General features: G+C 32.8%; 14 protein-coding genes. 4 read left to right on the plus strand and 10 right to left on the minus strand.

Annotation, left to right across the window (positions count from 1 at the left end; translation table 11 throughout):
- Together ACYSNW_RS15005 and ACYSNW_RS15010 are read left to right on the plus strand one after the other, a co-directional pair.
- Positions 1–1721: GBS Bsp-like repeat-containing protein (locus ACYSNW_RS15005; RefSeq protein ID WP_461745834.1), on the plus strand; the 1721-nt coding region annotated here is incomplete at its 5' end.
- Between the two features lie 14 nt (positions 1722–1735).
- Complete coding sequence (locus ACYSNW_RS15010; RefSeq protein ID WP_461745836.1) at positions 1736–2095, plus strand: hypothetical protein; 360 nt, start codon at positions 1736–1738, stop codon at positions 2093–2095.
- A gap of 268 nt (positions 2096–2363) precedes the next feature.
- On the opposite strand, the gene ACYSNW_RS15015 is transcribed toward ACYSNW_RS15010, so the two are convergent.
- The 3 genes from ACYSNW_RS15015 to ACYSNW_RS15025 form a co-directional block, all read right to left on the minus strand.
- Positions 2364–2561, minus strand: a complete 198-nt coding sequence (locus ACYSNW_RS15015) for a hypothetical protein (RefSeq protein WP_461745838.1) — start codon at positions 2559–2561, stop codon at positions 2364–2366.
- Positions 2562–2681: 120 nt separating this feature from the next.
- Positions 2682–2846, minus strand: a complete 165-nt coding sequence (locus ACYSNW_RS15020; protein ID WP_461745840.1) for a hypothetical protein — start codon at positions 2844–2846, stop codon at positions 2682–2684.
- 1272 nt (positions 2847–4118) lie between these two features.
- Complete coding sequence (locus tag ACYSNW_RS15025) at positions 4119–4745, minus strand: replication initiation protein (RefSeq protein WP_461745841.1); 627 nt, start codon at positions 4743–4745, stop codon at positions 4119–4121.
- Positions 4746–5177: 432 nt separating this feature from the next.
- Here ACYSNW_RS15025 and ACYSNW_RS15030 point away from each other — a divergent pair, with 432 nt between their 5' ends.
- The gene (locus ACYSNW_RS15030; RefSeq protein WP_461745843.1) at positions 5178–6827 is read left to right on the plus strand and encodes a peptide ABC transporter substrate-binding protein; all 1650 of its coding nucleotides are present in this window, start codon (positions 5178–5180) and stop codon (positions 6825–6827) included.
- Positions 6828–7014: 187 nt separating this feature from the next.
- On the opposite strand, the gene ACYSNW_RS15035 is transcribed toward ACYSNW_RS15030, so the two are convergent.
- From ACYSNW_RS15035 to ACYSNW_RS15060, 6 genes are all read right to left on the minus strand, one after another.
- On the minus strand, positions 7015–7212 hold the full coding sequence (locus ACYSNW_RS15035; RefSeq protein WP_461745845.1) for a hypothetical protein: 198 nt from the start codon (positions 7210–7212) through the stop codon (positions 7015–7017).
- Positions 7213–7287: 75 nt separating this feature from the next.
- Positions 7288–7572, minus strand: a complete 285-nt coding sequence (locus ACYSNW_RS15040; protein ID WP_461745847.1) for a hypothetical protein — start codon at positions 7570–7572, stop codon at positions 7288–7290.
- 85 nt (positions 7573–7657) lie between these two features.
- A complete protein-coding gene (locus ACYSNW_RS15045) occupies positions 7658–8095 on the minus strand; it encodes a GNAT family N-acetyltransferase (RefSeq protein WP_461745849.1) in 438 nt (145 codons plus the stop codon).
- 256 nt (positions 8096–8351) lie between these two features.
- Positions 8352–8729 carry a hypothetical protein gene (locus tag ACYSNW_RS15050; protein WP_461745851.1) on the minus strand — a complete coding sequence of 126 codons (378 nt, stop codon included), beginning with the start codon at positions 8727–8729 and terminating at the stop codon, positions 8352–8354.
- Between the two features lie 214 nt (positions 8730–8943).
- A complete protein-coding gene (locus ACYSNW_RS15055) occupies positions 8944–9483 on the minus strand; it encodes a methylated-DNA--[protein]-cysteine S-methyltransferase (RefSeq protein WP_461745853.1) in 540 nt (179 codons plus the stop codon).
- Positions 9484–9496: 13 nt separating this feature from the next.
- Positions 9497–10951 carry an AlkA N-terminal domain-containing protein gene (locus ACYSNW_RS15060; RefSeq protein ID WP_461745855.1) on the minus strand — a complete coding sequence of 485 codons (1455 nt, stop codon included), beginning with the start codon at positions 10949–10951 and terminating at the stop codon, positions 9497–9499.
- Between the two features lie 191 nt (positions 10952–11142).
- Between ACYSNW_RS15060 and ACYSNW_RS15065 the strand changes: the two genes are divergently transcribed.
- Positions 11143–12006 (plus strand): AraC family transcriptional regulator, encoded by an 864-nt coding sequence (locus tag ACYSNW_RS15065; protein WP_461745857.1) that lies wholly within the window; start codon positions 11143–11145, stop codon positions 12004–12006.
- 176 nt (positions 12007–12182) lie between these two features.
- Here ACYSNW_RS15065 and ACYSNW_RS15070 read toward each other — a convergent pair whose 3' ends face one another.
- A complete protein-coding gene (locus ACYSNW_RS15070; protein ID WP_461745859.1) occupies positions 12183–13421 on the minus strand; it encodes an aminopeptidase in 1239 nt (412 codons plus the stop codon).
- Positions 13422–13587: the final 166 nt, after the last annotated feature.

A 13587-nucleotide genomic window follows, 5' to 3' on the forward strand; every position in this document is an offset into this window, starting at 1 on the left:
AAAAGCTTAATGAAGCCAAGTATGAGTTAGAATTAGTCAATGTGAATGTGGTTAAGATGACTTCAATCAGTAAAACGCAAATGAAAATAACTATTTCGAATCCAAATGGAGGAAATGTAACAAGAGTTCAATTCCCAACATGGAGTATGACCAATGGACAAGACGATATTAAATGGCTAGAAGGAACACGTGATGCAGGTGGTTCATGGTCAGTGATTGTTGATTCGAAGGAGTTTAAACATGGTGGGGCATTCAAAACCGATATCTATGGTACTGTAGATGGAAAACTTCAAAAGCTTAATGAAGCCAAGTATGAGTTAGAATTAGTCAATGTGAATGTGGTTAAGATGACTTCAATCAGTAAAACGCAAATGAAAATAACTATTTCGAATCCAAATGGAGGAAATGTAACAAGAGTACAGTTCCCAACATGGAGTACTACGAACGGACAAGACGATATTAAATGGCTAGAAGGAACACGCAATACAGATGGTTCATGGTCAGTGGTTGTTAATTCATCAGAGTATAAACACGCTGGTGCATTCAAAACCGATATTTATGGAACAGTAAATGGGAAAATGCAGAAACTTGGTGATGCTAATTACACTCTAGAGGCTCCTACTGAAAATACAGTTGAAACAAAATCAATTAGTAGTACAAAAATGCAAGTGACAATATTTAATCCAAATGGAGGAAATGTAACAAGAGTACAGTTCCCGACATGGAGTACCACGAATGGACAAGACGATATTAAATGGCTAGAAGGGACACGTAATTCAAATGGTTCGTGGTCAGTAGTTGTTAATTCATCAGAGTATAAACATGGCGGTGGATTCAAAACCGATATTTATGGAACAGTAAATGGGAAAATGCAGAAACTTGGTGATGCTAATTACACTCTAGAGGCTCCTGCTGAAAACACGGTTGAAACAAAATCAATCAGTAATACAAAAATGCAAGTGACAATATTTAATCCAAATGGAGGAAATGTAACAAGAGTACAGTTTCCGACGTGGAGTACTACGAATGGTCAAGATGATATCAAATGGTTGGAAGGGACACGTAATTCAAATGGTTCGTGGTCAGTAATTGTTAATTCAATAGACTTTAAACACGGAGGAGCCTTCAAAACCGATATTTATGGAACAGTAAATGGAAAACTACAGTATTTAAGTGGAGCGAATTATACGCTACAACAAGATGAAGTTGCTATACGTTTATCAAAACGTCCTTATTATTATTCCCAATTGGATGGTCGTTGGAGTAATCGCCAGTATGGAATGTCAACATTAGGTCCTTCGGGTTGTGTACCAACAAGTATGGCGATGGTTTTAAAAGGACATTTTGGGATAAATGTTACACCAATTGATACTGCAAATAGAATCTATAGTTTTGGTGGATTTAATCAACAATATTTTGGCGCGTCAGGACCAGACTTTGTTAAAGGGATGAATTCGTACGGCAAACAAGTAGTTGTTATGAATAGTTTAGCTGAACTAAATGACTATTTAGCTAAAGGATATCCTGTTGTTATGTATGTTAATGTTGGGATTGGACATGCAATTGTCGGACACGGCTATTCTAATGGAAAAACAACTATCTATGATCCTTATGGACAAAAATTTTATAGTGGACAAGTTTCAACCAGTCAATTATGGAATAATCCGTCAGAAGATTATGTTGATTGGACAGCTGGAAGACCATTTTTTGCTGTTAAATAAAAAAGGAGTATCAAATGAAAAAAAGAATATTGTTATTAAGTCTGATTGCGGTATTTATGGTTACAGGTTGTAGTAAGACATCAAAAAATAGTACAGTAGAAAGTAAAAAAACTGCGCAAACTGTAAGTGAAATAAAAGAATCATCTGCAGATCAAACAAGTGAAAGCACAGAAATAAGTATTGACGATTCTTCAATAGATGATATTCGAAAAGAAAATCCGCAAGAGACTGTATCTCAATTAAGGCGCGAGCTGTATGAAGCTGGTATTAATTCAAGTCAAATTACTGATTCTGAATTAGTACAGTATAAAAAAGAAGCGACAGAAAATGGGATTGAATTTACGGAATATGTTGCTGACATAATTAAAGACTAAGTAGAAAAGAGAGGATGATATAGAACCTCGATTAATAATTGAAAAAAGGACACTTTTGAGAAACAATCAAAAGTGTCCTTTTTTATATCAAGTTTATTTATTCTCTAAAACTGAATAGGAGGCAAATTGAAATTAAGTTTTACGAAAACTCAATAAGTAAGATCTCATAGCGAGTCACTACTTTTCTCAATCTCTAGGAACTGCTTAGATTTTGTGTAGCAATTTTGTCTTATTTCAGACTAGTAATTAAAGTAGCTACGTTTTAGTTTTACCGTTCAGATACAGAAACCATTCGATTATCCACCGCATACTTATCAGACAATGCTTCTAAGATAGCATCTGAAAAGTCTTCATAAGATAAAATACTTGTACCGTTACTAGAAAACCTTAGAACATTATTCGCCAAAACATAATCGTGATTTAATTGGTAGTCTAATGATAATTCAAACGGTGGAGCAAAATACAACCAATTAAAGGAATGCTACTGCTTTAGTAAATCAAAAGCAGCTGGAACATCGTCTGATTCAGAAATACGCAATGTTTTTTCTGGATTTAAATAGAGTGGTTCGGCACCGCCGCAAATTAATTATTTTGTAGTTTGGTTTTCAAATAATTGTATAAGATGTTTTGTAACCTCGACGTTCTTTTTATCACGCACAATAGCAGTTGTTTGAGTAGTACGATTATTCTCTATTTTCGACATAAGAATACTTCCTAATTTTCCTGATGCTGAGATGATTCCTAAGTTCATTTATATTCTTCCTTTTAGCAATGGACTGTAGTAATAATCAATTTATGGCGATGATTATGGTTGATGATTCTAGAAAAAATGACACAGCGACGAATATTAGTAAACTGCTGATTGATTATTTGGAAGCATCCATTAAATAAATTTTTGACTTGACTTGATTTTTTTTAGAGTAAAAATAGTTATTTTGATTAAAAAATACTCTATTAATTATCAAGTAGGTCAATATAGAAAAAAGGGCTTGAATGTAAATTTTATCTGATTTTTTATACTATAGAGGTGATTCTCTTTTTTTACCAAGCTAGTTATTTTCCAGCATAAATCGAATGAAGCGATTAAAAGGTACAGAATGAATTTTTAGTTTTTTTTTAATTATTTAGATGAGGTTGTGATAAAAGCGGTTAGTTCTGAGAACCAAGTAGGTACGATGCATCATCGAATCACTACGTTCTTCGTGACTTATCGCAATAAGAAGGAATTTTCGAAAATGACAAGAAACATGAAAGGTTTCCTTTCGATGTTGAATGATTCCTTCTTGGTGATCTTCAAATTTTTGGTAACCGAGTAGGTATCGTACAACATTAGCTTATTTCTGAAGCCTTTAATTGTTAGAGCTTTAGCTCTTAAAAATTGTTGTGATCGGAGCATAGCGTAGTAGCTACTTTTTCACCACCGTTTATCAGGTCATAAAACAATCGTTTAGAATTGAGCAATTGTACGACCCAGCAGTTATTGAGTTCTTTGCAATGAATGTTGGTTAGGAAATTGCCGAGATTCTGATTGTTTTATACCGTTTGTTCAGGTCATAAAACAATCGCTTAGAATTGAGCAATTGTACGAACCAGGAGTTATTGCGTTCTTTGCAATGAATGTTGGTTAGGAAATTGCCGAGATTCTGACTGTTTTATACCGTTTGTTCGGTTTTAAGAGATAAAACAAAAGTGTTCTTTACTTTTGTCTAACCCACCATGATATAGTACATAGTACTAAATACTGAGTAAAGAAAATTTTTTCCGATGATAATAGCTACCCATTTGGTCGAGAATAAAGTTTCCCACTATTACTTGATTCTATTTATTTAATTGGTTAGCGAAAAAATTATTCTTTTATAAAAAAATTCATTTTCTGATTGTATAGTTGGGTTGAAAATGATATTTTTATAAGCAAAAAGACCAATTAAAAACGAAAATAGTTTAATAAAATGGAAATAATGATTGGATCGTTTTTATTTTATTTGCTTTAGAGCTATAATTATCTCAAATAAACGGTTATTGATTAATCAAAGAGATGGAACTTTAGATAACCAATAGTGTTGCCTCTTCCTTTATTGATTTTTTCAATCGTGAATGAAGGGAAATAACGTTCTAACTGCGCTTCCATCTGTGAAAAAACTTTTTTATCGATGTCAGACATCTTATAACTACTTGGAATAGCTAATACATGTTTGAAACATTCTATACTAATTGTATAGTTATCAAAAGCTTTCATCTCAAGGAACATATAATAAGCGGTTTTTGCGTAACTAGATGAAATACTTAAAAATATTTTTAAGTGATTGATATCGAAATAAGAGCCTATCATTTCCAGATTGCTGAGAACTTTTTTATTAACAAGAAAATAAACAAGCTTATTTTCTCTATTTACTTCATAATTTATAAAAACAGGACTGTATGTATCACAACCAGCTTCTTTTGTTACCCAAGACATTTGTGTTAATTCTTTAAAGTAGTTAGATTTTTCTAAGTCGGAAAAGTTTATTTTAATATATTTCTCTAATTCTTCAAAATCAAATGATATAGAGTCAGATTTTTCTTGAGAAATTTTAAAACAAATCAATACCATTAAGTTCATTTTGCGTACATCAAATCGTCGTAATCCACTAGTGTTGTCTAAATAATCCATTTTATTTTGTTACCTCAATTTCTATTTATTTGTATAGTATTTACTATGTAAAATTTAAAGTTTTATTTTAGTATAAAAAACTAGTATAGATTATTTAATTGTTAAAAAAAACATTTTTTATTGTTTTTTATAATAAATTTATGAATTTTTTGTTTTTATTCATAAATTTCTAATGTATTCTTCGAGAAAAATAGAATAAGTCTAATGGATAATAATTGACATTTTTAAAATATTCTGTGTTATTTTTCAAACAATAATAGCAGTTAAAACGTTATATATAATTATATAATGGATTCCTAAATGAAAAAATTGTAATAATTAATTAAGGTTTCAATTAAAATATATTTATAAGGTTTCAAAATTAATGATAACTAATTATAATAGTTTCAATTAGGTGAAACTAATAATACATTTTAGAGAGGTTAAAATAGAGTGAAAAAAATACTATTAGCTACAAGTTTATCGGTAGTCCTATTAGTGACAGCAGCCTGTGGATCGTCAAGTAATAATGCGGAGGAGGAAGCAAAAGATCAGGTGAAACAGATTCTTAAACGTGTAGAAAATGCAGAACTTCCTACCGCGGATCTATCCCTTGCAACAGATGCTGTTAGTCTTACTGCCTTATACAATACATATGAAGGATTATATCGTTTAGGAGATTCGGATGAGTTGCTTCCAGCAGGAGCAACTGAATTAGCTGAAATTAGTAATGATGGGCTGAAATATACGGTAAAATTAAATGAAAAAGCAAAATGGTCAGATGGCAGGTCGGTTACCGCTAATGATTATGTTTTTTCTTGGCAACGAACAGTAGATCCGCAGACAGGTTCTGAATATGCAGAAATGTTTAAACCTGTAAGAAATGCTGAAAAAATAATTGAAGGTGAAATAGCTAAGGAAGAACTAGGAATTAAAGCATTAAGCGATTATGAATTAGAAATTGAATTAGAATCTGCAACTCCTTATTTCCAAAATTTGTTAGCTTTTCCTAATTTTTTTCCACAACGAAAGGATATCGTTGAAAAATATGGCAAAGAATATGCTACAACAAGTGAAAACGCTGTTTATAATGGTGCTTTTGTTTTAGAAGATTATATTGGGCCAGGTGTATCTAGTAATTGGAAATATGTAAAAAACAATACATATTGGGATAAAGAAGCGGTTAAGCTGAATGAAGTAGATATAAAGGTAGTGAAGGAAGCAAATACTGCATTGAATATGTACGAGGATGGAAAAATTAATGAGACTTATCTTTCTGGTGAATTAGCGCAACAAAATTTAGATAATCCTGATTTTCTATCTATTTTGCAACCAAATACGTTTTATATTCAATTTAATATGAATGCGGAAGACTCTATTCTTAAAAATGAAAATGTTCGTAAGGCTATTTCATATAGTATAGATCGCAAAGCTATTGCAGATAAGATTTTAGCCAACGGATCAACAGCAGCTGAGACCTATGTTCCAGCAGAATTAGCTTATAGTCCAGAGAGTCATGAAGACTTTACGAAATATAGTCAACCAAAAGCGACGTTTGATAAAGAGAAGTCAAAAGAATCATGGGAAAAAGCGCTAAAAGAATTAGGAGAAGATTCGATAGAACTAGAATTATTAGTTACTGACACCGAAAGCGCAAAAAAAATATCTGAATATCTTCAAGAAGAATTACAGCAAACATTAACAGGAATAAAAATAAATGTAAGTTCAGTTCCTTTTGCGGTATCGTTGGATCGTTTAGATTCTGGAAGTTACGATATTGCTTTGGCAGGAATGGGTGCCGATTATCCTGATCCAATGAGCTATCTTAATAATTTGGAATCAAGTAATCCGTTGAATTATGGCGGATTTATAAATGGAAATTATGATACTCTTATTAATGAAATTAATACAAAAGATGGTGCAAACCTAGATCTCCGTTGGAATAAGATGGTTGAAGCAAATCAGATTATTATGAATGAATTACCCATCACGCCAGTCTTCCAACAAGCGAAAACATATTTACGGAATTCTACCGTAAAAGGAGTAGAATCTCATGCAATGGGCGCTCCATTTGATTATAAAAATGCGGAAATAACGAAATAATAAAATTAGAGAAACACAATGTAAATAGTCAAATAAACTTTTTAAAATTACTAAAAGTAAGCAAGGCTTTAATAAGTCGTTTATTATTTGCTGAAATGAAACTTAAATAAAAAATGAGGAGGTTGGGAGATTTTACCCAGCCTCCTTTGTATTATAAAATGAATTATTTATACCTTACTCTTAATAATTATTGTTCAGATACAGAAACAATTCGATTATCCACCGCATACGTATCAGATAAGGTTTCTAAGATAGCATCTGAAAAGTCTTCATAAGATAAAATACTTGTACCGCTACTAGAAAACCTTAGAACATCATTCGCCAAAACATAATCGTGATTTACTTGGTAGTCTAATGATAATTCAAACGGTGGAGCAAAATACAACCAATTAAAGGAATGCTGTTGTTCTAGTAAATCAAAAGCCTCCGCTTCAGCTTTTGCTAGTTTAACAAAATCAGTTTAAACAATAATCTTTAAATTTATTTTTAATAAAAGAAAAGAAAGTAAATCTGTAGTTAACATTCCTAGCAAAAGCATGAAAATAAAAATTTTTAAGTCACTAGAAATCAGGTAAATGCCTCGTGAAATTAATAAGAATAGACCGAAAATTTTATTTGTGATTCCCCAACTATTTTTTACTTGTAAACAATATAAAGCGCCTCTAAAACCGAGCATAGGGAAATATCTGGGTGCAACTAATAGACAATAGAGTCCTAAAAATAATGAACCAATAGCGACTGTCATAGTAAAACCTCCTTTTTTATTTGTGATTAATGAATGATACACTAGCTAAAATAGTCTTGGTAAAATTGGATTATTTGATCATAATTTAGTTAATAAATTTTCTAAATCTTTTTTGGTCCTTATCACTAATAAAACCAATTGCTTCATAAAATTTATGTGCATGGATTCTTTTTATTCCTGAATTTAAACGAATGCCATCATATCCTCGAGTACGAGTTTCTGTTTCCAAGACCGACATTAACTTTTTTCCAATTCCTTGACCTACATTTTCTTTGGAGACTGCTAAAGCTAGAATATTAAAAAATGTCTTAGAATAAATTGTTTCATAAACTTCAGCATGGACATACCCTAAAATTTCTTTCGTTTCTTGATCTTCGAAACCTAAAAAGAAATGATGATCTGTATCGTTCAATAATTTTATGAGTTGATTTTCGGTTACTGATAATGGAACATCATAACCTAATTGTTCTTTATTAATATGATTTAGGGTTAGTGCATCTGTGATTGTAAGAGTTCGAATCATAGTAAACAAACCTTTCACTTATTTAATAAATTTTATTTTGAAATGGAATGTATCTTTATTTTCCGTAGTCAATATAGTGCTTTAGATAACTAACTATTCTGTAAAATGAATAACTTAATACTATAGTTATGAAAAGAAAAAATTTTAGTGTTAATATTTATAATGTCCACTAGAAAATGAATAAATTGTCAATAATAAAAATATGATTGAGGTCTTTTAATACCTTTTTTTTCTTAGAGTTTTTTTACATCAACTACTATTCCCTAACAAAGCTCACTTTTCCTTTTGCTTTATTTCCGCTTACAGAAATCGTGTATTTCCCATCATTGGGGACTTCAAAAGTAAACTGATCTTTTTCCCGTTTATAATTTTTTTTAATTAATTCATCTTTTCCGACATGTGTGATTGTAATTGTGATTTCTCCAGCTTCATTATCTATCTCACAGATTACTTTATCTGCTTTTTTTAGTGTGAGTTCCTGAGAATCTTCTATATTCAATACTTTATAATTCATAATAAAGTGATCGTCATTACCTGTTCTACTGCCGTTAAATTTAGCAATCATTCTGCATGAAACCAATAGTAACGTTATAATACTGATTAAACATATCAAACCAACTTTTTTCTTGTTCATTTTATCGATCCTTTTATTATGCATAAATTTACTAAAGAATTGTAATTCGATTTAATTGTACGTAAAATAATTACTAAAGTAAATGATATTTTAAACGGTCCTGTTATAAAATTCCTGAGTTTCTAAAAATAAAGTCAAAGTTGAAGTTGTTAATTGAAAATAAAAAAATCAAAGCATTGATTTTACCAACGCTTTGACCTTCCTATCAGCTAAACTATAAGGCAGTCCCTTTGGTTGGAACAAAGAATGAATCAGTATCCAATCCCTCTAAGTTCAATAACGAGATTTTAGCGGCTAATCCACCTGCATAGCCAGTCAAGCTACCATTTGATCCAACAACTCGATGGCAAGGGACAATAATTGAAATAGGATTATGTCCAACCGCACCGCCGACTGCTTGACTAGACATACTGGTGAGGCCTCTTTTTTTTGCCACTTTTTTTGCAATTTCACCATATGTAGTGACTTCGTTATAAGGAATTTCACACAGAATTTCCCAGACTATTTTCTGAAAATCACTTCCGATAAAATGAAGAGTCAGTTCGTCGATAGCAGGTTTTTTGCCAGCAAAATAATTTGTTAACCATTGTTTTGTTTGTTGAAAAATGACTAAGTTATCTGAGAGTTTTAACTCACTATAGATTGTATCGCCGTGGTATTTTTGATTTTCGATCCAAACGCCAGTTAAAGCTGTTCCATCGCTGGCCAACGTCAACAAGCCAACAGGAGATGGGTAAGTTGTAGAATAGTACATAAAAGAATCCTCCTTATAAAGTGTTCCATAAATTTAGGACAACATAACTTCGCCAAGGGTGCCATTGTCCGGCGATTTTTTGAAATTCTTTGGTAGATAGAGGAGCAACTGCGTTTTTTACCCCAACATCAGTTTCTAAAAATGCGTCTGTCCAACCCATTGTTCGCATAGCAATATATTGAGCTGTCCAACTTCCAATGCCTTTAATTGTTTGTATTTCTTTCATTTCTACTTCTGGTTGAACACTGTAATCAAGTTTTATTTTTCCTGTCACAAAATAGTCAGCTAATTGATAGATACTATTCGATTTAGCGGCGGTAACTCCGAGTTGCCCTAATGATTCTTGGATATTTTCAAGAGCTAAAAAAACTTCAGGAGTTGGAAAAAGATGTGTTAGTCCAGAGAATTCTGTCTGGATTTTTGGTCCGAAGGCTTTTACGATTCTTTTAGCTATCGTATTGGCAGCTTTTACTGAAATTAGTTGACCTAAAATAGCACGAACAGACATCTCAAAAGAATCGAAACAACCTGGTAAGCGAATTCCTGTAATACACGAATTTGGAATAATCTCATTCATTGAATTTAATGAATCATAAATTGTTTCAGGATCACAAGCTAAATCAAACTGTTTTTTTACTTGCGCGATGACCTGTGGTAGAACACCTAGTAAAGAATGACTGATAGTTAAATCTAACGCCTTTTTTTTATTATTTTGTGTCACTTTAATCCAGCCATGAAACGGTTCTTGTTGACTATTTTTCAATTGAATTGTCCGCATGTAGTGATGTTCGTCAACTTGTTCAATCCCAGCGATTGCTCGATTTTTAAAAAAGAGCAGTAACTCTGTCCAACGATAAGGTGGATGATAACTTAAGGATAATGTAATTGAATCATCAGCAGAAGTAGGCTTTCTTTTTTTACGTAATTGAGAAGGTGTTAATTTATATTGTGTTTTAAAAGTTGCATTGAATTGACGTAAGCTACCGAAACCAGAAGTCATGGCTACTGTTAGCACACTTAAATTTGTATCGGTCAATAACTGCTTAGCTAGGTGTAGTCGACAAGTTTGGAGATATTGAATTGGAGAGACATTATACTCGTTTTTAAAGACACGGCGTAAATGACGATCTGTATAGCCTAATTTGTTTGCGACTTCCTCCATGCTTAATCGCTGACTGCAATTTTCTTCTAGAAACTTAGCGGTTCGATAGCTTAGCTGTTTATTCGCATCGGCAAGCGAATTTCCAGGAGCTAATTCTGGGCGGCACATCAGACATGGTCGGTAACCAGCTTGTTCAGCTTCAGCGGCTGAATGGAAAAAAGTACAATTAATTTCTTTTGGTTGTTTCGCTTTACAGATAGGACGACAGTAAATTCCGGTAGATGAAATTCCAACAAAGTAACGTCCATCTAGTCGCTGATCTTTTGTTTTAAAGGCGGTGTATAAACCATGAGTGTTTGAATCCATCATTTTCTCCTTTCAATCTTCAATTGTTCTGTTCATTTATTATAGCAAATAATTAGTTGAAAACTAGTTGTTTTCGGACATGGTATTTTAAAAAGTGACTAGATTCTATCTAACCTACAAAACAAAACAGGAAAAGTCGGGTTTAAAAACTTGATTATATAGTATGATAAATAAAAAGAGGAGATGAGAGTATGGATACTTTATCAAATATGGAACAAGCGATTGACTATATTGAAAATCATTTAAAGGAATCTATCGAATTTGATAACGTCGCAAAAATAGCTTTATGTTCACGATATCATTTTCTGAAATTATTTACAGGAATTGTTGGGGTTCCACCAGCGGAATATATTCGTAAGCGTCGCTTGACGTTAGCTGCTTTTGATCTACAACATACGAATGAAAAAATAATCGATATTGCTTCAACCTATGACTATCAATCACCTGATTCTTTTGCGAGAGCTTTTCAAAAATTACATGGAATCACTCCGACTCAAGCAAGAGAAAAAAATATACCATTAAAGGCCTATCCTCGAGTTCGTTTTTCAATCACTGTTGAAGGAAGAGAAGCGATGAAGTATAAGATAGTTGAAAAAGAAGCGTTTCAGATTGCTGGATTCAAAAAGAATTTATCGATTGAGACGTTAATGAACGGGGTAGGTGAAATGTGGCAATCAATGACACCAGAAAAAATAGTAGAATTAACGACTTTTAATAAAGATACGACTACTTCAGTCCCCATGGGTGCTTATTCAAAAATGTATGAAGATTATTCGACGGATTATTTTGTCGCGGTAATAACTGATGGCACAGCTAATACTAAATTAGAAACACTAGATGTTCCAGCTGCTACTTGGGCTATTTTTGAATGCAATGGGGCACTTCCGTTGGCGATTGGTGAAATGTTTCAACGAATTTATAATGAATGGTTTCCAATATCTGGTTATGAACAGATACCTTTACCTGAGTTTGAATGGTATTCTGAAGGTGATATGAGTAGTGAGGAATACAGATGTGAGATTTGGATTCCGATAGTTAAGCAGTTTGTTAATTAAAGTGTGTGGAGCAGATTGAGGCGAGGTATGAGAGTGTCGACGGATATTAGTTGTAAATAAAGTGCCAGAATATTCACTATGACAATTTTTAATTGTGTATAAAAAAATACCTCATAGGATCTAATCAAAAAATGATCCTATGAGGTGTTTTTTATCATGGTTAATTAAATGAACGATTACGCCCAATCACCATTGCGGAAAATGGCAACGCGAGTGCCGTCTTCTTTAATGCCATCAACTGACATTTGATTAGAGCCAATCATAAAATCAACATGTGTATGACTGCGATTTAAACCGACTTCTACCAATTCTTCTTCACTCATTTCAGTCCCATTTTCGACATTAAATGCATAGGCAGAACCAAAAGCTAAATGATTAGAGGCATTTTCATCGAATAAGGTATTATAGAAAGTAATCCCAGATTGAGAGATAGGCGATGGGTCGGGAACAAGTGCAACTTCACCCAAACGACGTGCGCCTTCATCAGTATCTAACAATTTAGCTAAAACTTCTTCGCCCTTTTCAGCAGAAAACTCAACGACTTTACCTTCCTTAAAGGTGAATTTCATGCCAGAAATGGTTGTTCCAGCATAGCTTAGTGGTTTCGTACTGGAAACATAACCATCGACACGGCGGCTATCAGGAGCTGTAAAAACTTCTTCAGTGGGCATATTTGCCATAAATTTTTCACCACGAGCATTGTCACTACCAGCGCCTTCCCAAATATGATTCTTAGGTAAGCCAACCGTTAAATCGGTTCCAGGAGCCGTATAATGTAAAGCAGTAAATTGTTCTTTATTTAGTTCTTCCGCTTTTGAAGCTAATTTTTGGTCATGTTGTTGCCAAGCATTGATTGGATTTTCACTGTAAATACGAGTTGTTTTGAAGATTTGATCCCACAAAGCATCTACTTGTTCTTCACTAGTGTTTAGCGTTGGAAAGACTTTAGCTGCCCATTCTTTTCCTGCTGCAGCAACGACTGTCCAACTAACTTTATTTGCTTGTGTTGCTTTTCTTAGATTTTTCAATGCTTTACCTGAAGCTGCTTGAAAAGTAGCTACACGGGTAGAATCAACGCCAGCTAAAGCTTCTGGGTTTGAAGAGACAACACTGATTCTACTAGCGCCTTTTTTTACCCAATCATCCGTTTGATCTATTTTATATTGAGGGATGGTTTCCAAGTTTGTTTGGTCAGCATGAATTAAAAATTCACGTTGAATACTGTCATCATTCCATTGAACAATCACGTCTCCTGCACCTAAACGATAAGCTTCTTTTGTAATCAAACGAGCTAATGGCGCTTGATCGACACTGATTTGTAGAACCACCATTTGACCCTTTTGAACATTTACGCCTGTTTCTACAATTAATTGCGCATATTTTTTTAAGTTATCACTGAAATTTGCTAAAACCATGAAAAGCCTCCTAATTTTTTTATGAATGAATCGAGAATATAATAACATGTAAAATTAATGAACTCAAATATCTAAGATTATAATGAAAGTTGTAGTTTTCTTTTTAAAATTAACAAAAATAATAAAAAAGTTAGGTGCTATATCATAAAAAAAGATAAGTATTTTG

Source organism: Enterococcus sp. LJL99, assembly GCF_054871725.1.